General features: G+C 41.9%; 14 protein-coding genes. 7 read left to right on the top strand and 7 right to left on the bottom strand.

Features of this window, described 5'->3' with window-relative positions; genetic code table 11:
- Nucleotides 1-216: 216 nt before the first annotated feature.
- The 5 genes from ABM313_RS07305 to ABM313_RS07285 all read left to right on the top strand — a co-directional run bounded on the left by ABM313_RS07305 (nt 217) and on the right by ABM313_RS07285 (nt 5,742).
- The gene (locus ABM313_RS07305) at nt 217-999 is read left to right on the top strand and encodes an ABC transporter ATP-binding protein (protein WP_434686995.1); all 783 of its coding nucleotides are present in this window, start codon (nt 217-219) and stop codon (nt 997-999) included.
- Nucleotides 1,000-1,388: 389 nt separating this feature from the next.
- Nucleotides 1,389-2,906 carry a peptidoglycan-binding domain-containing protein gene (locus ABM313_RS07300; RefSeq protein ID WP_434686994.1) on the top strand — a complete coding sequence of 506 codons (1,518 nt, stop codon included), beginning with the start codon at nt 1,389-1,391 and terminating at the stop codon, nt 2,904-2,906.
- Between the two features lie 327 nt (nt 2,907-3,233).
- Nucleotides 3,234-4,028 carry a hypothetical protein gene (locus ABM313_RS07295; protein ID WP_434686993.1) on the top strand — a complete coding sequence of 265 codons (795 nt, stop codon included), beginning with the start codon at nt 3,234-3,236 and terminating at the stop codon, nt 4,026-4,028.
- Between the two features lie 147 nt (nt 4,029-4,175).
- On the top strand, nt 4,176-5,090 hold the full coding sequence (locus ABM313_RS07290; protein ID WP_434686992.1) for an alpha/beta fold hydrolase: 915 nt from the start codon (nt 4,176-4,178) through the stop codon (nt 5,088-5,090).
- Nucleotides 5,091-5,142: 52 nt separating this feature from the next.
- Entirely contained in the window at nt 5,143-5,742 is a 600-nt protein-coding gene (locus ABM313_RS07285) for a molybdenum cofactor guanylyltransferase (RefSeq protein WP_434686991.1), read from the top strand.
- A 202-nt stretch (nt 5,743-5,944) separates the two neighbouring features.
- Here the strand turns inward: ABM313_RS07285 and ABM313_RS07280 are convergent, their stop codons facing one another.
- Together ABM313_RS07280 and ABM313_RS07275 are read right to left on the bottom strand one after the other, a co-directional pair.
- Nucleotides 5,945-7,579 carry an alpha-D-glucose phosphate-specific phosphoglucomutase gene (locus ABM313_RS07280; RefSeq protein WP_434686990.1) on the bottom strand — a complete coding sequence of 545 codons (1,635 nt, stop codon included), beginning with the start codon at nt 7,577-7,579 and terminating at the stop codon, nt 5,945-5,947.
- Nucleotides 7,580-8,020: 441 nt separating this feature from the next.
- Nucleotides 8,021-9,379, bottom strand: coding sequence for a cytochrome c biogenesis protein (locus tag ABM313_RS07275; protein WP_434686989.1), 1,359 nt, complete (start codon nt 9,377-9,379; stop codon nt 8,021-8,023).
- Between the two features lie 253 nt (nt 9,380-9,632).
- Here ABM313_RS07275 and ABM313_RS07270 point away from each other — a divergent pair, with 253 nt between their 5' ends.
- A complete protein-coding gene (locus tag ABM313_RS07270) occupies nt 9,633-10,604 on the top strand; it encodes a phosphate ABC transporter substrate-binding protein (protein WP_434686988.1) in 972 nt (323 codons plus the stop codon).
- A 295-nt stretch (nt 10,605-10,899) separates the two neighbouring features.
- On the opposite strand, the gene ABM313_RS07265 is transcribed toward ABM313_RS07270, so the two are convergent.
- The 5 genes from ABM313_RS07265 to ABM313_RS07245 all read right to left on the bottom strand — a co-directional run bounded on the left by ABM313_RS07265 (nt 10,900) and on the right by ABM313_RS07245 (nt 20,950).
- On the bottom strand, nt 10,900-16,899 hold the full coding sequence (locus ABM313_RS07265; protein WP_434686987.1) for a PDC sensor domain-containing protein: 6,000 nt from the start codon (nt 16,897-16,899) through the stop codon (nt 10,900-10,902).
- Nucleotides 16,900-17,031: 132 nt separating this feature from the next.
- The gene (locus ABM313_RS07260; RefSeq protein WP_434686986.1) at nt 17,032-17,598 is read right to left on the bottom strand and encodes a chemotaxis protein CheW; all 567 of its coding nucleotides are present in this window, start codon (nt 17,596-17,598) and stop codon (nt 17,032-17,034) included.
- Nucleotides 17,595-17,972: a response regulator gene (locus ABM313_RS07255; protein ID WP_434686985.1), complete on the bottom strand. Its 378-nt coding sequence runs from the start codon at nt 17,970-17,972 to the stop codon at nt 17,595-17,597. The genes ABM313_RS07260 and ABM313_RS07255 overlap by 4 nt, the downstream gene beginning before the upstream one ends.
- A 129-nt stretch (nt 17,973-18,101) precedes the next feature.
- On the bottom strand, nt 18,102-19,316 hold the full coding sequence (locus tag ABM313_RS07250) for a response regulator (protein WP_434686984.1): 1,215 nt from the start codon (nt 19,314-19,316) through the stop codon (nt 18,102-18,104).
- A gap of 413 nt (nt 19,317-19,729) precedes the next feature.
- Nucleotides 19,730-20,950: a response regulator gene (locus ABM313_RS07245; protein WP_434686983.1), complete on the bottom strand. Its 1,221-nt coding sequence runs from the start codon at nt 20,948-20,950 to the stop codon at nt 19,730-19,732.
- Between the two features lie 37 nt (nt 20,951-20,987).
- Between ABM313_RS07245 and ABM313_RS07240 the strand changes: the two genes are divergently transcribed.
- Nucleotides 20,988-21,896: an alpha/beta fold hydrolase gene (locus ABM313_RS07240; RefSeq protein ID WP_434686982.1), complete on the top strand. Its 909-nt coding sequence runs from the start codon at nt 20,988-20,990 to the stop codon at nt 21,894-21,896.
- Nucleotides 21,897-21,919: the final 23 nt, after the last annotated feature.

Here is a 21,919-nt window from a genome sequence, read left to right as displayed (position 1 = left end):
ACAAAATGGCTACGCCATTTTGTGCTTTTAAAACCCTCTCTGGGTTTGGTTTTCAATTCACAAAAGTGTTGCCACTCTTTCGTGAATGGGTATTAGAACATGAGTATCAACTCAGAAAGTATGAGTTTCGTATAAATTTACTCATAGATAGTCGATTGAACGCGATTAAGCTTAACCTTAACGTAATATTAAGCTCGGAACGATTAAATCCCAAATATGAATGCTAGTCAATCTGCTGAACCAACTGATCGCCAAATTTCCAGTCAACTTATCCTTGAAGCGCGTAACATTTTTGCGGGATATGTGGATGGAGTTGATATCTTGCAAGGTGCAAATTTGTCAGTATATGAAGGCGAACTTGTCACCGTGATTGGCTCCAATGGCGCAGGCAAATCAACCTTAGCCAAAGCAATTTTTGGTTTAGTACCAGTGCGATCGGGGGAAATATTATTTGGCGATCGCGCTTTGGTGGGGCTTAGTCCTGAACAAATTGTGCGCTATGGGATTAGCTATGTACCGCAAATTGCGAATGTCTTCCCATCCCTGAGTGTATCGGACAATCTTGACATGGGCGCTTATACTCGCGAAGGCAATATCACAGCAGTTAAAGATAAGATTTATACAACTTTTCCTGTATTAGCAAAGCGCCGTAACCAGAGAGCAGGGACACTTTCTGGCGGTGAGCGGCAAATGCTTGCGATGGGACGAGCGATGATGCTGGAGCCGAAGTTATTGATCTTAGATGAGCCTTCGGCAGCACTATCACCAATATTGGTTCAGGATATTTTTAATTTAATTCAGCAGATTAATCAAACGGGAACATCAATAATTTTGGTGGAGCAGAATGCCCGTAAGGCTCTAGCGATCGCTGATCGTGGTTATGTAATGCATTTGGGCAAAGATGAGTTTACGGGTAAAGGTACAGATTTATTGAATGATCCCGAAGTTGCTGAGTTGTATTTGGGAATGGGACATTTTGACAAAACACCTAAGGAATGAAAATTAATTAAAACCAAAATTTGTTGTGGCGGGCGAAGCCCGCCACAACAAATTCTGGTTTTAATTGCACAAGTTAATTAATTTTCATTCCTAAGGATATTTCCTAATACCAAAACACAAAATTGGCTACGCCAATTTTGTGTTTTAAAACCATGACTGGGTTTAGTATTTAATTCACAAAAAAGGTCGTCACACTTTTGTGAATATGTGACGCTTTGCGTCATATAGCCAAATAAATGAAGGTGGCGCTTTGCGCCGCCTTCATTTATTTGGCTATTGATTGCCTAACATTGCCCAATTTTTGATCTGCTATTGAGATCTGGAATACATTGCGATCGCCTAACTAATCGATACACTATTAAATTAAGGCTTTTTTGTAGAGGGATTTCATGGCAGTCGTAGAGGTAAAGCTTTCGTTTGAGGAACTAATCAAAGCACAGACATATTTGCAAAAGTTAGGGCTGTATGACGGAGAAGTGGATGGCATCTATGGCAGATTATCGGAAGCGGCTTTTGTGCAGTTTGCCAATGCCCTGAGCATTGATACGATTTTGGATGCTAATTCACGCTTAATTACCAATGAACTATTACAGATGCCAGAAGTAGTGAGACATTTGCTCAAAATTATTGGCAATGGCGATCGCCTATTTCCAAAATTTACCAATGCTCAGCGCATTTTTGTGAATATGGGGCAAGCAGACTCTAACTATCTAGGGTTTCTTGATCGGGGGATCAATGGCTGTATTGCAGGTTCTAAGAAAGGTTTGCCAAACCGTAACTTTGCACCGTCACCATTGTTAAGTCATATTCCCGCCTATCCTGAACGTCTTGCCAGTTTGCCTGACGGGGTAAACATTGTGTCCTACGGGGATGTTGCTATGCTGGCAGGTACTCAGGTGCGCGTGCGCTTTCGTCCATATCCTGCCCTTGGGGTAATTCCCAATATTGAGAACATTGGACTGGAGTTTCTCCATAGCAGTATCCAAGAAGCTTGTATTTGTATCGGTAGTATTGTCAATGGACAAATGCTGTCGCGTTGGATCGGGCGTAATCCCTTACGCAATGTGCAGTTTTGGAGTTCTACCAAGATTGTGCCATTGCTTTACACCATCTGTACCGCTAATCAAGTACAACCAAATCAAGCGATCGCACAGTTGGCGATCGCCGATTCCCAAGGTAATAAAACACCGCGCACCTTTGCGGAAATGGCACAACGCATTTGTGCTTATGAGGAGTCCAATGGCATGACCTCTAACGGCTTGTCGGCAATGTTTAAGCAATTTACGACCCCTCTAGGTTTACAGGATTGGCTCAAAAAAATCACAGGTAATCAAAAGCTCTCTTTTCAAGGACGATACGGTGAAGTTCCTTATATAGAACAGCCGATTTTGCGAGATCCAACGGGTAGAAATATAATTAGTGGCGTAAAAGAGCAACATCGTGGCGACAATTTAATTTCGGCATACGACCTAACGCGAATTGTTTCGCAAATTGCATGGCATCGGCATATAGCCCCTGCTAATCGTTTACCAGCTGCTCAGTGGCATAGTCTCAGTGCTTTGATTGGTGCGATGGCGCAAGATACGGCTCGATATGTTGAGGCAGCAATTATATCCTTGGGATTGTCATATTTTATTGACAATCCTGTGGTGATCTCCAAAATGGGCTTTGGATACAGCGATCAACGTAAACAAACAGAACTGACCTATACAGCTTGTATCCAGTTTGTTGATCGCCTTGCCAAATCCCATGATTTGCCCTTACCAAAGTTGCGATCGGTGAATATGACTTTACGCGCTGTCCTCAATCTTCAAGATCCTGTACGCGAAGCTTTAGAAATTGATGCGAGAATGGCTGCTACAGTTGCCGAGATTTTGCGTAGGATTGTAACAGAAGAGCTAGTCTAGAAAATTTATACAAAAGCAGAAAATGGCTACGCCATTTTCTGCTTTTAAAACCCTAAGAGCCTGTTTGAGAAGCTAATATTTTAGCCCCCCCTAGCCCCCCAATTCTGCGGGGAAGCAGATTAAAGTCCCCCAGAATTGGGGGATTTAGGGGGCTAAAATATTAGCTTTATACCAAAACACAAAATGGCTACGCCATTTCGTGTTTTTAAAACCCTTAGTGGGTTTGGTTTTTAATTCACAAAAGTATGAAGATACTTTTGTGAATTTGTATTTAGTACGGCGATCAAAATCTTTGAGTTCGCAGGTCACGCAGGATTGAAACATACAATGCAAAAACAACGTGCTTTATCTGCTGTCGGGTTATGGTGGCGATGGGTACTGGCGACCCTAATCGGTGCAGCGATCGGCAATATATTTGGGATTGCTGCTTGTTTAGCGGGAGTTTATTACCTCAGCGATCGCCTGATGGATATCCGCATTTGCGATACAGGATTTGGAAGTCTCAACTGCCCTGTATCAACTGGTATTGTCAGTGGTGCGATCGTCGTTGGGGCATTGGTGAGCTTGATGCAATATCTCGTCCTACGTCGATTTTTTAAATCTCCTGTATGGTGGATTTTAGTAAGTACCTTTGGTTGGACTTGGATTGGTTTTGCAGCCACTAGTTTAGCGTTTACCGCCCAATTTGGATTTGCCATCAATCCTGACGGTTCTTTTACAGCCAGTAATATTGTTGATCGCATCCCATTATTAGCAGTTAATTCTCTATGGCTAGTTTTAGCAGGAACTATGCTAGGCGTTTTGCAATGGCTAGTTCTTTGGAATGGTCGCAATCCTAAGCTTCCTGATGCCAAATTCTTAAAGGGGCGATCTCTTCTGTGGATTGTGGTTAATGTGGTTTTAGTAACCTGCATGGCAGTAGCAATCATCACCACTTTTCGCGGTCAAGGTAGTCTCTACGGAATCCTACTATTCTTCTTAGGGTTTACTCCTTTTTATGCCACGATTACGGGAGCAACCCTTGTGAAAATGCATCTACACCATCTACCCAAAGTCAATGAAAAAGTGGATGCTAACTATCCATTACCTTCAAGTGAGGGAATTAAGGAATCAGATTTTTGATAGCAAGACTTAGCCGTACTATCAAAAATCTGTTTCGGCACAGCCCTAAGCACACAGAACGATTTTTGCTTGTCATTTTCTGCCATTTGCGCTGTGCTTTGCACAGCGCAAATGGCGATATCGAACTCACGTTAAAATAGAAAATTAATGTCGAATTTACCGCCTGAAGTTACTAAGCTGCGATCGCAACTCACCGAAGCAACTTCGATTGCCATCGTCGATAATATCCAATTTTGTCTGGTCTCCACTAGCTTTACTAGCGAAGTAGTATTGACTAGCTATGTCTGTGAAGGTCTGAGCAAAGATGGTGTTAGCAAAGATGATCAAGGTTCTCCTATTTTGCTGCTGCATGGTTTTGACAGTTCTCTATTAGAGTTTCGCCGACTACTTCCGAAACTGGCAACTTCACGGCAAACTTGGGCGATGGATTTATTTGGTTTTGGCTTAACCGAGCGTCTAGTTGATAGTCCAGTCAGCCCCGAACTCATTAAGGATCATCTCTACTATTTTTGGAAAACGGCGATCGCCAAACCAATTATTCTTGTCGGTGCATCGATGGGCGGTGCAGCCGCGATCGACTTTACACTCACCTATCCCGATGTGGTGAAAAAGTTGATTCTGATTGGCAGTGCAGGAATGCGGAAGGGAACAGCGGCTGGTAAATTTCTTGTGCCACCGTTAGATCGGATGGCAACAGATTTCTTACGTAGTCCCAAAGTTCGTCGTGAAGTTAGTCTCAAGGCTTATGCTGATCCCAGTTTTGTGACAACCGATGCTGAGGTTTGTGCATCGTTACATTTAGCCATGCCCCGTTGGAGTGAATCTCTAATCTCATTTACTAAAAGCGGCGGCTATGGTTCCTTTGCCGATCAACTAAAGTATTTGTCAACAGAAACTCTAATTCTCTGGGGCGATCGCGATCGCATTCTCGGCACAAAAGATGCTGCTAAGTTCCAATCAATTATTCCCAATAACAAACTCGTTTGGATTGAAAATAGCGGACATGTTCCGCATCTAGAACAGCCTGAAATCACAGCCCAACAGATTCTCAAGTTTATCTAACCTCACCCCTAGCCCATCTCCTTGCAAAGGAGATGGGAACAAGAAAAATTCTATGAATATGATTGTGATCGTGCTTTCGGGTGGTAAAAGCTCAAGGATGGGGAAGGATAAGGCTTTATTAGAAATTAATGGCGAAACTCTGTTATCTAGAACCTGTCGAACGGCTCTACAAGTTGCTGATAATGTTTATGTAGTGACGCGAAGTCAAGAGCAATATCAGAAAGCGATCGCCCCAGATTTATCGCAATTGTCAGTGGTATTGGATCAGCAACTTGATGGTGCATTAGTTGGCTTTTGGCAAGGGCTTCAGGCAATCGCTAGTCCTGTTGATTGGATTTTATTACTTGCCTGTGATTTGCCAAATCTGCAAGGTGATCTTCTTCAAATTTGGGCTAGCCAGTTAGAGAATTTACCTAAAACGGCGATCGCCTATTTACCGCGTTATGTAGATGAACATTCGCGTAAGCAATGGGAGCCTCTATGTGGCTTCTACCGTTGGTCATGTCAAGATTCTCTCAGGGAATTTATCAGCAATGGTGGGCGATCATTTCAGAAATGGTTAACTAATCAAGAAGTTGCTGAGATTGTAAACGTCCCTTTTGAGATGCTGTTTAACTGCAATACTCCAGAAGATTTTCACACAATAAAATAAAGGCGCACCCAAAGGGTGAACCTTTATTTTATTGTGCTGATGTTACGTGGAAAGAATTCCTTCGATGGCGGAAGTATAGGGCTGGCACGGGGGCGCAGCCCCCTACAAAATCTGCAATTTACAGGTAGGGGCAATCCCCCCGTGGTTGCCCTGCTTCGCTAGCAGTAAGAGATTTATCATCTGCGTTCCACGTAACATTCAGTTATGTAATTACTGTTGGGCGATCGCGTCCTGTTAAAGTCTTGATCTGCGCGATTTGATCGGCAATTTCAATCAACTCTTTTAGAGCCTCTTGAGTATCAAGATTGTGTTTCGCAATATTTGGTTCGTAACTCTCAACATAGAGTCTTAAAGTTGCGCCTTCAGTGCCAGTACCAGACAGACGGAATACTATGCGTGAATCATCGGTGAAGCCGATTCTTACACCTTGCTTGCTGCTGACACTGCCATCAACGGGATCGGTGTAGCTAAAGTCATCGCAGAACGCGACTTCATAGTTGCCAAACTTTTGACTGGGTAAATCAGCAAATTTTGCGCGGAGATTATTGATTAGGGTGTTGGCGCGATCGCTGTCTACACCTTCATAATCATGGCGTGAATAGAAATTGCGTCCATAAAGCTGCCAATGTTCCTTAACAATCGCCTCAACCGATTGCTGACGTGCTGCCAAAACATTAAGCCAGAATAGCACCGCCCAGAGTCCGTCTTTTTCACGGACATGATTGGAACCAGTACCAAAGCTTTCTTCGCCGCAGAGGGTTGCTTTGCCAGCATCCAACAAATTGCCGAAGAACTTCCAACCCGTAGGCGTTTCGTAGCATTCGATTCCTAAACGGGCGGCTACGCGATCGGGAGCTTGGCTGGTGGGCATGGAACGGGCAATGCCTGCCAGTCCACTTTTATAGGCTGGAACATGGTGAGCATTGGCGGCGAGAATTGCTAAGCTGTCGCTAGGAGTGACAAAGAACTTACGTCCTAAAATCATATTGCGATCGCCATCGCCATCAGATGCTGCACCAAAGTCAGGAGCATCTTCTCCATAAAGTACATCCACCAGATCATGGGCATAGACCAGGTTCGGATCTGGATGTCCATCGCCAAAGTCTTCGAGAGGGACGCAGCTTTGTAAAGCACTCGCAGGTGCGCCAAGCCGATTAACTAAAATTTCTTGGGCATAGGGACCAGTTACCGCGTGCATTCCATCGAAGCACATCCGAAATTTTGGTGATGCAAGTAATAATTTGATGCGATCGAAGTCAAATAGCTCGCCCATCAGTTCCGCATAGTCAGCAACGGAATCGATCACAGCGATCGTGGTATCGCCCAATTTGGTTTCACCGATTTGGTCAAGATTAAGATCATCAGCTTCCAGAATCTTATATTCAGTGATGCTCTTAGTAATGTTATAAATCGCATCGGTGATTTTCTCAGGTGCGGGTCCACCGTTACCTGTGTTGTATTTGATCCCAAAGTCGCCATCTTTACCTGCGGGGTTATGACTAGCTGAGAGAATAATGCCACCAAAAGCCTTATGTTTGCGAATGATACATGAAGCCGCAGGTGTTGATAAGATGCCGCCACGTCCAACTAAAATTTTGCCAAAGCCATTCGCCGCAGCCATTTTCAGAATCACTTGGATCGCGTGGCGGTTGTAATAGCGTCCGTCGCCGCCGACAACAAGGGTTTGTCCCTGAAATCCTTCGAGGCTATCAAATATTGATTGAACGAAGTTTTCGAGATAGTTAAGGGTTTGAAAAACGGTAACTTTTTTTCTCAGTCCTGAAGTGCCGGGCTTCTGGTCAGAAAAAGGGGAGGTGGTAACGACTGTGATGCTCATTAAAATTGCTGGCTAAAAATGCTCTGAATAAATGCTCTAACAGCAATTTCCGATCAAACGAACCACAATAATTTTTTGAAAGTGTTGCAAAGCAACACTTTCAAAAAATTATTGGTTCGGGTTTGAGCGCAAAGCGCTGTAAATACTGAAACGCCCATACCTTTAGGCTTGTTTTCATTTTACGAGGCATTGGTCAGTCAAGCAAAAAAAAGAGTAGGTGCAAAGCACCTACTCTTTTTTTTGCTTCTCTCTCTGAAAAATTTTACTCAAAAACTCACAATGCAGGGACAAATTGTTTTAAAAGCAAAGAGGGCTTAGCATTTGCGGATCAGGATTTTTGTGAGGAGTTTTATAATTGTGGCGCAAATGCTAAGCCCCTACGATTTTGTTGCGATAAATCATTGGAGGAATCGAATAAATCGTGAAGTTAACGTTAAAGGCTTATGCAGCTACACCTGAAGCGATCGCACCTTGATCAACTACATTGGTGACATCGATTAATTCTGACTCAAAGCTCACTTGAGCGCGATTAGTTTTACCGCCGACGTAGAGGCGATCGCCCACTTGCAACGCCCATACCTGTGAGTGACTGACGTAGCTCATGATTACGCCCAACATTAATAAGCCAAATCCTGCGTAAACAATCGGAATTCCAGGATCAGCTTTAATTTGCAGTCCAGTACTACCGATCGCCTCTTTTAAGGTAAAGGTCACACCATTAACTTCAGCACTTTGATTGGTTCGTACCGTAGTGAGGAGATTTCCCTTCTCGTCGTAGATCAAAAAAGTACCTTGCAAATCGGGAGTAATCAGAGTAATTCCTGCACTAAGGTCGGGCTTGGTTGGAATCCATGTTCCCCAAACCTGACGACCGCCATTTTGAGATTCTAATTTACTTACAGGCAATTGGAGGATAGGACTGTTATTAAATGTAAATCTGATCGCGTGAATATCCCAGTTCGCTTGATAGAAGCTGACACCTTTGTATTTAAGCGGTTTATTAACATGAATAGTTTCGCGGTCAACTTCCTTCCCATCACGATCAAGAACAGATAAATCCGAATAAAACTGATCGATACTTCCCTTGGGGGTGTAATCAATCCAAAAGCGATTGACTCTCACTGACCAATCTTTGGGAACTTGATTGGCTGACCAAGCACCTGCCTCAGTGATATTTTTAACCTGAAATGTCTCTCCACTAGGAACCATTTCCTGTGCGATAAAACCAGTCAGAGATCCCCAAATTGAACCAATTAAGACCAACAACATGCTGGCATGAACCACAATTGGTCCAATTCTGCCTATTAGCCCTTTTCGCGCATATAGGCGATCGTCTGCTTGATAAACCTTATAGTTTCTGCTGTTGAGAGACTGCGCCAAATCATTCAAACTACCGCCAATGATTTCTGTCGCAAGGGGAAGTTTTGCAAAGCTTTGGGGCTTGGTATAGTAAAACCAACGTTTGGAAGCTTTGAGAATTGGTAATTGACGGTTGAAGGTGCAAGCAGTGAGGCTTGTCCCAAATAGGATTAATAAAGCCAGAAACCACCAGCTACCATAGACATGCTCTAATCCGATCGCCAAAATTACTTTGTATGACAAAAATCCAAATAGGGCTGGATGTTCAGGATAGTTTTCGCGATAAAAATCGATGGTTTGTCCCTGCTCGATCACTGTGCCGAGGATGCTAAATACAGCGATCGCTAGTAATAGGGCGATCGCTACTTTGAGGTTAGCCAGAAGCGCCACCACCTGATGTCGCCAAATTTGGTTTGCTTGGAATCGGATTTTTTGAAACACGTCACATCTATAGTTACAGTTAGCTCTGATCTTAGCTTAACGTCAGTTCGATGAAAGCGGAAAAGGGTAAGAATCGCTAAGCGATTCTTACCCTTTTCCGCCATTTGCGGCGTGCTTTGCACGCCGCAAATGGCTATATTGAACTCACGTTAGCTTGGATTGCCAGAAACTAGATCTGACCTTGAGATACAGTGATACAGCTAAATTTGCGCTAAAGTTAAGCCAATATTACAGAGATTTTAGGAACATACGCATGTCACAGGGCAAAGAAACTACAGTTTTAGTATTGTCATTGCTAGTCACAGCAGGAATTGCAGGAGGTGGGTATTGGTTCTTTTCGCAACCAAAATCAGCTGTAGTATCTCCTACCGCTTCGCCTGAAACATCCCCACAAGCAACCATAGGAACAACTACTCCTACACAGACAACTAGTTTGAACCTTGATACATCTTTGCCCAATCCTACTATTTTGGCGATCGATGGCAGTACGGCGATGGTGGCTTTGGTCAAGGATTTGCGTAATGCTTATAGTCAAATTAATCCCAACATCCCATCTACCTATGGTATTCCCGATGGCAATCCAACGGGATCAAATCAGGGATTAAAAAATTTAATCGATGGGAATGTGGCGATCGCAGCAACTTCACGTCCTCTCAAAGCCGCTGAAGCTCAAGCGGGAATTCAATTAGTGCCGATCGCGAGAGATGCGATCGCGGTAGTTGTTGGTATTAATAATCCATTTAAAGGAAATTTAACCAAAGATCAAGTACGCGATATCTATCAGGGAAAAATCACTAATTGGTCTCAAGTTGGAGGCGCAAACCAACCAATTAGAGTGATCAATCGTGCTACCACAAGTGGAACTAGAGAAGCTTTTCAAGATATTGTCTTGCTTGGTCAAGGATTCCCACCAGATAGCCCTAACTTCATAACATGGAAACAAGATGAGACAACTGCAATCTTGCGTGATATTGGTGACAATGGCATTAGTTATGCCACCGTCTCACAGGTAGAGAAGCAAGAAATCGTGAGAATTGTGGCGATCGATGGAGTTCTGCCAACGGATGTTAATGCTGTCAAAGCTGGGAAATATCCAATTAGTCGCAGCTTGTTTTTAGGTGTTAAGAAGACTACCAGTCCTGTCTCCAAGCAGTTTATTGAGTTTGCGCTTTCCTCTCAGGGGCAGCAAATTATCCAAAGATTAGGATTTATTTCTGTGCAATAAGTTAATGTGAGTTCGATATAGCAGCAGCGTGCAAAGCACGCCGCAAATGGCAAAAAATGGTAAGAATCACTAAGCAATTCTTACCATTTTTTGCCTTCGTCGAACTGACGTTAAGTTAGGTGGCATAATTAAAAAACAAAGCAAAAACCTGTAGCGAACGCTGCGCGTTCGCTACAGGTTTTTAATTATGCCCAGCTATTTAGTGACCAATATCAATTCACAAAAGTATAAAAACCAAATAGTGTGAGGCGGCGCAAAGCGCCGCCTCACACTATTTGGTTTTTATGCATTTAGACTAAGTATCTGATTTGTGTATTTGCAGAGGATTATTGTCAGCATCTAAAGAAGTAATTTCTTGAGGCTTAGGTTTAGGCTTTTCTTCAAATATCTCTGGTATACCTAATTCACCTGAGAGAAAATCATCAATTTCTGCTCTTGCTGTATTCACTGGATCTTCAATTGATGCATCAAAAGCAGAAAAGTCAAACTCAGGCTCATTTCCTAATTCATCGTCGTTGTTTTCAGTTAATAAAGGATCGCTGCTAAGGTTAGGAAAGTCTGGCAATGACGGTAAATCTGGTAAATCCATAGATAGATTGTCAAATTCCTCATCAGCTTCATCCATTAAACTGTCTAATAAATTATCGGCAAACCCGTAAGCATCATCATCAGAAAGACTAGCAACTTCATCTTCAGATGGATATCCAATAGATATATCTTCATCATCTAAACTAGCAAATTTCTGGTTGTTTTCACCTTCGTCAGTAACTTCGTCAAACCAAGTATCTGAGAAATCCAAAGAAAGATCGGATATGGATTCAGAATCTATTGAATCTAATTGTAAATTACTATTTTCAGACATACTAAATTCTGAAAAGCTAGATATAGATTCTTCAGCTAGGTTTTCGGCGATCGCGCCAAAAATAGCTGAATCTTGTTGATCCAGAGATTGGTCTAAGCTTCCCGTTTCCAGAATGTCACTAAACTTAATTGATGTTTCATCAGATTCTACATCTTCAGTAAGTTCTGTGAAGGTTGATGCATTTCCATCAATATCTAAGCTATTAGCCTCAGAATTGTTTATAAATTCGTGATAACTTAACTCTGGTTCTTGCTCTAAATTGTCGCCATTGTCGTCAAATATAGAGGAAGCATCTTCTTCTCCAGTCAACAACAGTTCTTCAGCAAAATCTACAGAAGGTGCTTCATCTAAAGAATTAGTTAAAGCATCAAAATCATCAGATATATCAAAGCTAAATGCTTCATCTGACAAGTCATTGTTCATGTCTGCTATCTGTGATAAATCTGGCAGATCAAAAGTTGAACTAGAATTGCTAGGCTCAAATGAAGTTGGGGCTTCAGAGAGATCTTCTAGCCCATCAGGTGTAGACACTAAACCTGATTCGATCTCTTCAGATTGCCAAATTAGCTCTGAGTTCTGCTCTTCTAGCGCTTCACTTTCATCAAATAATGAAGGAAAAGCGGTCTCTAAACCCTGTTCTAGAAGAGTTGAAGCTTCCACATCTTCAGGGACAGAGAATGGCTCAAAGTCTACGACAGTTGAAGATTCCACCTCTTCAGAGGAAAAGGATGACTCAAATTCTGCAATAAATGTATTATCATTATTCTCCTGAGGATTAACTTGTATAGTAAAGGGATCGATAGATTGAGTAACGCTTTGATCAATAGATTCGATAACTTCAGCTTCGTCAAATAATTGCTCAACATTGGTGATATCAGGATGATCAGTTGTTAAATTGTCTTCTATTTCAAAAGAGAAATCTTCATAAAGCTCCTCTTGATCGTCTAACTGTTGTTCTGGTAAATCCAACAATATGTCTTCTTGTATATCTGTTTCTAAAGCAATCTCTGCTTCAGGAACAAAGAAATCTTCTGGCAGGTTTCCAGAAACGTCAAATGGCTTAGCTAAATTCTCACTAGCTGAGCTTGTAGTTGTCTCAAAGTTATCATAAGAGTCTAGTTCATTAGAGTCAGTCTCGTCAGTTTGCCAGATTGAGTCTAGCTGATTAGTTTGTTGGGACAGATTGTCAGTTGCAACATTTTGCTCAATCTCAAATTGTTCTTCTGGATTTCCTTCAACCTCGTTGCCTACATTAAACAACGAAGATAAATCATCATCTACTAATTGTTCTTCAGATAATTGTTCTTCAGATAATTCTAACAACGATATCTCTTGATCTAGAGGTTCCAAATCATGAGAGTCATCACCTTGAACATTTGCAGCGAAATTGAATGGATCAGAAATAAGTTCATCTTCTTGACTAGGAATGTTGTCAAAAAATCCATCAGAAAAGACCTCTGACTCAGCTAGATCAGAAGATGTCATTGATAATGATTCATCGTTTGCTAAGGAGAACTCAATTGATGTCTCTTCAGACATGTAATCGTCTGTCGGATCTTCAACAACTTCGATAGTTTCTTCTGTAAAATTATCTTCCCCTTGACTTAGATTCAAATCAAAGAAACTATCTGTTTGAGGTGAACTCGTATCATTTGCTAAATGGCTTTCATCCAATTCAAAGGTAAACTCTTCAGCAAATTCATCATCTGAAGATACATCAAGATAAACATCAGGGATTTGTGCTGGTAAATCAGCTAGCTCATCAGGATTTACAAGTTCATCAGCATAAGAATAATTATCTGCTGGCTGATTTAAATCTAATACATCATTATTTTCTTGAGCCTGATTTTGAGCATCTTGTTCAGGCAATTCGTAATTAAACTCGTCATCAAAAACTTCTGGAATTGACTCTTCAAAAGTACTATCAGCCGCAAATGGCTGCTCCAGAGAATCGTTAAGAGCTTCATTCAAGGCTCTGTCAAATGGGGACTCATCGAAAGATGTATCGAAGGTATCACTGAAAGCTTCGTTAGAAGGACTTGATATCGAATGCTCTAATGATTCATTGATTGCATCATTAGATGCATATTGGCTGTAATCTTCAAACTCGGTAAATTCAAAATTGTCGGCAATGTTCTCTGGAGCATTTACAGGAATATCTACGAAAAAGCTTTCATCTGACGGAGTTGAAATAACATTCTCATTATCTACGATCGCAAAATCATCTGTCTCCACTAATGACTGCATAGATGTCTGATCATCCATCGCAAATGGGTCAACATCTACTCCTGTGCCTATTTCTGTTTCTTGGATTAAAGTGCTACTGTCAAAGAATGAATTTGAATCATCTAATGTAGACTCTATATTCATTTTGGGGATATGAAAATCCTCATCATCGAGATCGGGAATTGTGAAATCGATAAAGGTTGGTAAATGAAGATTTGCATCTTCCGCAAGAGGTGATGGAGTACCAAAAGCTGTATTTTCCAAAAATGAAGAAGTAGCTGAGGCAATCATTGGATCACTGGCTGCCTCATTGATTGCAAACTCGTTAACTCCCTCCATGGGATTTTTGAACGTTGCTTCAGTGTTAGCAACCTCATCAATTGAGGATTCATCATAGACTTCTTGTTTGAGATCAGCAAGAAGTGATTCTTCAATTAAAGATATATCTGTGAGATCAGAATATACTGCTGAAGATTGATGTTGGTCATCCGCAACGTTTTCTGAAATGAAGTTTTCTGGAGCAGAATCAAAACTCTGTTCAGGCAGTGATTCGGCGAAATTATCTTCGGCAAACTCACTGCTAATACCATCGTCGAGTAGATTTTCAAGATACCTACTATCAGTAGCAGTGTTATCTTCCTCATCAGGTGAGGAAGATTTGGTAGATGCTCTCTGTAAGGATTGAGATAAAGTGACTGCGGTCGCAGCTACTGCGATCGCAGGTACAACTAGCCCTAAATTACCATTGGTATCAGTGCTTCTCGATTCTGTTGATGAATCAAATAAATTGTTAACAGATGGATCAGAACTAGCAAAAGCTTCTGAAGCGATCGCCTTATCCGTAGAATTGATAACACTTGATGATTCTGGTAAACGGAAAAACTGAATACCTTGTAATAGTTGCTGAGCCTGATTTCCCATTGCTTCGGCTTGTTGTCTAGCCGATCGCGTGAGGTCAGCGGTGCGATCCGCTAGTTGGGCAATTTCACTGATATAACTTGCTGTAGAGCCTGCGGCATCAGCGATTTCAGCACTAGACTCAGTAATAGCTTGCCCAATTTGCACAACTTCTTCAGTAGCGATTTGAATGCTATTGAAGGCAGATTGCGATGACTCTACGCCTGATGTGAAGCCAGCAACCAGTCCACTTAAATTCTGCACTTCAGCATCGATCGCCGTTACTACGGTTTGGATTTGAGATGTGCGCTGTTGTAGTACCGTCAATCCGTCATTGGTTTGGGTTGCCAAATCATTAACTTGTCCTGCGATCGATTCAAATTCACGAGCTACGCTAGCGAATTGCTTAGGATCTTTTTGTTCAGCAGCGCGGGCGGCGACAAGGGTAGCATTGAGTGCTAAAACTTGGGTTAACGAAGCAATTTGCCCTTGATCTTGTACAAACTGTTCTGCTAAGCCAACGAACTCACCCAGTGTTTTCATTCTCTGCACGATCTGGGCTGAACCTGTCTGTAAGACGCTAATACTTTCAGTCAAAGTATTAATTGCGGTTTGTCCAGAAGCAACTGTGTCACGGACTTCCTGTAGTGATTGGTTAGCATCATTGACCTGTGCAGCCGATCGCTCAGCGATCGCCGCTACTTGTTCCGTTAAGGCTTGACCTTGGGTAACTGATTGCGCTTGCTCGGCAGTGTTTAGCACTACGGTTTTGGCTAACTCTTCGAGATCGGCTGCTCCCTGTGCTACTTGTTGTGCTGTCCCCAAAACGCTAGAGATAATCTCCACCAGTTTTTCGCGTAAGCGATTGAGTGTGTCGGCAACTAGTCCTGTGGCGCGATCATTTACTTGGGCTTCGATGGTGAGATCGCCTTCTTCCATTGATGAGACCACATCAAGGAGATCCCCAACTTCCGCCTCCATTAGCTCAGTTTCTGCTAAATTCTGCTGAATTTGTGCTGCTGTTGAGATGTCATCGGAGGAAGATTCTTGACTTAATTCTCCACGTAAGCGAATTTCATTGGCTTTGACTTGTTGGAAGGTACTTTTGAGTGTGAGTCCAAGATGATCGATTTCATCTTTGCCTGCAATGTTGACACTTGAATTTCCTTGTTGACTTAAGAAACGATTACACTCTTCCGTAAGTGGCTGAAGTCGCTTTTTAAGAGAATTGACAAATCCTAATATGGCGATCGCTAAAATTACACTGATGCCAACAGCAGCACCACCAACTGAAACGATGAGCTTGTTGGTGATTTCTGATTCAGGTAACTGTGCAGCAACGAGCAAGTCGCTACCTGCGATTTTGCGATATGCCCAGAGATTGCCTCCAGTCTGGACAATTCCCGACGGTTCAGTTTTCGCTTGTTGAGCAAGGCTAGCCAGAACCTGTGTAATCGATGGATTTTGAGTTTCTATTGCCTGAAACTGGTAGGAGGCGGAAATTACTTTGCCACTACTACTAGCCACGACAAAACCAATTTTGGTTTCTTCAGTAGGCTTTTTGGTAGATGTATCGACGACTGACAAAATCTCACTGGCGATCGCATCAGCATTAACGATACCTACTACTTTCTGTCCATCACTGATGGGAGCGCTATAGGTAATAATCGTCTTGCCTACGGCACTATATGGCTGTGACCAAGAGGCTGTTCCCTTCAGCGTTTCTTGATAAAAGGAAGCTTTTAAAATATCGGGGCGATCGCCTGCCAATAACTTGTCATTGGGAGCAGGCAGTTTTTGACCAGTGATTTCAGGCTTTAAGCCAGACTGTTCTTTCCAAACATAGGGTACAAGTGGTTTGGCAGGTGAGAATAGCAAATTGCCATTTGATGCGATCCCCATACCTGAAACAGAGTTTGCATTTTGTAGACTATCTACTATTAGTTTTTGAAAAGGAGCAGCTACTTTTGGACGAGGCTGCTGTTGTAATAAAATTGTTGAAGTACTGGCAACTCCATCGACTGCCTGCTGCACGTTGGTGAGTTTAGCTTCAAGCTGACGAGTCTGAGCTTCGGCAGATCGATCAACTTCCCGCCGCGAGCTACTTAGTAATTCTTGATAGACAAAATATCCTAAACCACCTAGCCCAATTAGAGATGTCCCGATCGCAATCAACAACAAACCCAGCCCCATCGAACCTTTAGGCTTATTTGATTTGGAGGCGGTCGGCGACTTAGGCGATCGCTTTGAAGGTGACTGATTGCTCTTGCCTAGAGAAGTCGCTCGATTTTTGTTGGATGTGCTTGCCATATGCATTCGCTATAGGGAAAGGATCGTAGCATTTTTGTGAGAATCATCCTACACTATACCTGCCACAATCATGTAAATCATGTAGCCAAATAGGTATGTCTTAATCCTTACTTAACTTATGGGCGCAAAGCATTAGCTAGAAATCTGCCAGCGTTGCGGTTGCCAAATATGAGTAGGAATACTCGATAGGATAATTTCAATGGGAGTATACTCGTTCTCTTTAATATTCGCTACTGTTTGGGGTATTTTTTTTGGAGAGTTATTATCTGACGCAGATATATCTAGCTCTTGAAACTCATTAATAGTGAGGCTGCCAACTACGCGATCCACGATTATACCGACCCCACCTAGATTTTGGTTACCCAAATCATCGGCAATTTTACTCAGCCTCACCACAGTCAGAGATTCAGTGATTAAAGTGCGTTGTTCCCCCATTAACAATCGTAATAACAGTAAAGGCATCACAGTTGCTTGATGATGCGTTACACCAATAATTGCTGTTTCGTAAAAGGGCAAAGCTAAGATGGCATTGCGTTCAAGAATAATAATTTCTGATATTAAAACGTCTGGGAAAGTAACCGATCGATCGCCGACTTTTGCCACAATATACCTATTACTTGGTGCAACAAGATGATCTTGGTGATCAAGTAAATTGTCTGTATCGTCTCGGTGATCTCGACTCATCTCAGAAATACTCATTTCACATGTTGTGGTAATTTCTTCAAGACTTCGGATAGTGACTCACGACTAACGGGCTTAGGTAAATAGTCATTAGCCTTAGCGCGTCTTAGCCCATAATCTATTTCCAATTTGGTGCTTTTGGTGGAGCATAAAATCACATACTGATCGGCAAGTTGCTGATGTGATCGCAGTTCTCGCAAAAACTTATAGCCATCTTGTTCTGGCAACACAATATCCAAAAAAATCGCTGTGTAGGAATTGTTGATGATTTTATCCAAAGCACCAATAGTTGACTCGCAAAAGTCTACAGAATGTCCAAGATCCTTCAAGAAAGAAGTCAATAAATGTCTTTGAATCGCGGAATCGTCAATTATTAGAAAATGCTCACTCATGATTTTTACCCTAAACTTTATCTAATTAATTAAGTGCTGCTACTTACGCTGAATTGAGAATGAATGCAACCCCCCACATTCCTCATTAATCTCAAGTTTAACTTTATCAAACTGATGCAAATCGCTTTCCTAGACTAGTGTATCCGTTGATAAAGGAGCAAGTTCTCTCAGTAAGTTACGCAATTCGTCGCGAAATTTTGGTGTATCTGACGACGATCTTGGCTTGGCTAGAAATCGACAATTTGCCCACCTTGCTCTAAAGTTATTGGTCATACTATTTTCAGCAGTAACTAACACTAAAGATAGTGCAGCTAATTCACGCTGACGACGAATTTGTTTAATCAAATCAAATCCATTTAAACTTGGCATATTGATATCAATAAATACAATCGTCGGTTTGTAATCTAAGATTTTGTCGGTAGCGGCTTCTGCATCATCAGTAAAGTCAACTTGATACCCCCAGCTAATGAGCAAACGTTGCATTTGTTGCAGTAAAACAGGTGAGTCATCCACAATGAAGACTCTAGGCTCGTCTTTAGGTGCAGTTGGTGCATTTGTTTGGAGACGTGCACCAATGTCACTGTCTGATTTGCGCTCCTGTAGTGGCACAATTGACACAATATTTTTTTGAGCTAACTTGTCCAGCAATAGAGCTGTACGATAAATCGGTTGCTTAAAAGTATCGGCGATCGCACAGATGCGATCCTGTCCAGTTGTTACCTTGGCAAACAGTGGAAAATTGTCATTGCCCACCCTTGCTAGTAAATTTGCCGCATCAACGAGTTGGACTAATTGATAAGGATGTTTGACACAATCAAATTTTTGCCATTGTTTCACTTCGTTAGCGATGGTATTTTCCAGTACTGATAGTTGCCAAATCGGTAGATTTATTTGCAGATCATTGGCTGGTTTCCACACAAACGAAAAACTATCTTCTAGGTGCAACGACAGCAGATTTTCTAAGATCACCTCTTTTAAAACTTCTTTAGTGATTTCAGGATGTTTCTTATAAACATTGTTCACAAAAGGGTAGCAGTAGGGACGATTACTTTGGCGTTGCTCCCATTCAGGAATGCGCGAAAAGTTAATGCCTTTGCTGTTGTATTTGCGAACTAATGTGGGTATGACTTGACCTTCTTCTTCTGCTAATACTAATCCTCCACCCGTGAGCAATAATTTCCACCGATGATATTTTGTCTCCACACGGATTACTCCTGTAGAACGACTCATGACGCGCATAGCTGCTAACAGGATGTGTAATGTGGCATTCCTCACTACCTGTCCGTCTGTCAAGTTATTAGACACAAGGTCTGAGTTAGGCAAGGAACCTGTCATAGCAATCATGTTTTTTGACTGGGAGGCACTTGGATAGGAAAAATACTATAAATATTACAAAAAACGGATCACTTCATCATAGATCGTAGCAACTAGAGATAAATTCGATTGGTTGTCTCAGATACATTATCCCAAATTGTAATCAGGTTAGCACTGAATCGTATGTAAGCAATTCTACTTAGTTACTGATGTTACATGGAAGGAGTTTCTACAATTGCGTAAGTTTAGGGATGGCACGGGGGCTCAGCCCCTACAAGATCTGGAATTTACGGGTAGGGGCAATCCCCCCGTGGTTGCCCTGTATCGCTAGCAGCAAGGGTTTTATCATCTGCGTTCTACGTAACAGCAATTAGTTAGAGCTTGCCATTCACTTCAAATCCCACATAAGAGTAGCAGTGCTTTGCACCGCAACTCTTATGTATCTATGATGGTGGGGCGAGCAAATCTTGCAAAATCGTCCGAACTTGTTCACGAAATTCTTGAATATCATTGGTGGTGTGCGGCTTACTTAAAAACCGACAATTTGCCCATTTTGCACGAAAGTTGTTGGTAATTGTATTTTCGGAGGTGACTAAAACTAAGGGTATGCTGGCTAATGAGGGCTGACGACGAATTTGCTTAATTAGATCAAACCCGTTTAAGTTAGGCATATTTATATCCATAAATACGATGTTGGGTTTTTCTGTCAAAATTTGCTTAGTTGCGTTGACGGAGTCACTGACTAGGCTTAATTGATATCCCCAACTTGTGAGTAAACTACCAAATTGTTTAAGCAATACAGGTGAATCATCAACGATCATTACTTTGGGGCGCATTTCTATCGTTTCATTGAGAGTCAGACTCTCAAGCATATCGGATGCACTTAATGGTAGTGGCAAGATAGCAACGGTGCGGTTTTCAGCTAGTTTATCGAGTTTGAGGGCGGTGCGAGTGATATGTTGTTGAAAGCGATCGGCAATTTCACTAATTCGACATTTCCCATTGGTGACTTGGGTAAACAGTGGTACTTGGGCGATGCTACATTCGAGATCTAGTAGTTGTACTGTTTGATAGGGATGACGAACATAGGTAAAAGTACGCCATTGATTAGTGGCTTTGACGATCGCCTTTTCCAGATCAGGTAATTGCCAGATCGGCAAAATAATTTGTGGATCTAGGGTGAATTGTTTCCATAGTAGAGAGAACTTTTTCTCTAAAGAAATTGCCAAAAGGTTTTCTAATAATATTTCTTTAAAAATCTGTAGGCTATTTTCACGATCTTGGGCATAAATTTCACCTAGGAGACGACAAGTCTCAATACTATTAAGCGGCTTGGAGTTACTACTAAGCAAGAGATCCTGTGAAATTTGAACTTTTTTAATTTTTAATTTGCGGATTAATGTTGGTAAAAAGTCATTTTTATTTTCGATAAAAGCGATACTTCCATGATGAACAAAAATTTTCCAACTGAAATGAGGCGTTTGAATATTGACAATTCCCGTGTGGGTCTTGAGTAATCGCAGCATTCCCATGAGACTGTCATAGGACAAGTTGGCGATAACTTCACCAACTGGGATGATATTGATTCTTTGATTGATGGTTTGACTAACGCTTTTATCTATTGGGAGCTTGGAAGCGTCGTTCTCTTGTGAAGTCTGCGTCATTGTCAAGTTAAGGTAAATAAGACTTGATTGATTTCAAATGCAAATAGTTTCAAATATATTTCTGATGAGTAGCGATCGCAGACTAAAAGTTTTATGCTTGCACGGACACCCTGGAAGTAGTGAAGCAATGCAAATATTTGCCCAACACTTTCATGATCAAGGTATTAGAGCGATTGCGCCTGATTTGCGTGGTTATGGAAATTGTAAGGCAACTACGAGCTTCACAATGTTAGATCACATACAAGATCTTTGGGATCTTTTGGAACGAGATTATCAATCAGAACTGCAAGATGTATCAAATGATCAGCCTGACCAGCCTGATCAGCCATCTACGGAATATCTGATTTTGGGATGGTCTTTGGGTGGTATCTTGGCGATGGAGTTGGCGCTGCGTGTGGTGGAGTTCCAAAATTCACCGCAAAATGGTTTCCGTCCTAAAATTGTCGGTTTAATTTTAATTGCTACTGCTGCCAAGCCACGCAGCAGCTTACCTAAAATCGCTTGGTGGGAATATGTCAATTTAGTAATCGCCGTTGGGTTGCATTGGATTGTGCCAGAGCAGCGTTGGCATATTGAATGGTTTGGTAAGCGATCGCTGATCAAATATTTGATTCAGCAGCATACGCGAGGCGCTTACGATCAGATTTCTCGTACTGGTGCAAAGGCTTATTTGCAAACCTCGCGCTATGCCCAAAGAGCTTTGATGCAAGCGCTGCGGCAGGGATACGATCGCACAGATGATTTATGTAAAATTCAAGTTCCTTGTCTAGCGATCGCCGCCGATCAAGATCGACATATTACAGTTGCATCAACCCTAGAGACCGCAAAATTATTACCTAATTGCGAATTTATTTGCTATCCAAATACGGCTCACTTATTGCCTTGGGAAATTGGCGATCGCTTATTAACAGATATTGATACATGGTGCGATCGGCATTTATCATAAGGAAAGTGGCAATTTGCGCCACT

This window comes from Pseudanabaena minima str. Chao 2107 (assembly GCF_051131155.1).
GTDB lineage: Bacteria > Cyanobacteriota > Cyanobacteriia > Pseudanabaenales > Pseudanabaenaceae > Pseudanabaena > Pseudanabaena minima.
This window is presented reverse-complemented; position numbering and strand designations above follow the sequence as displayed.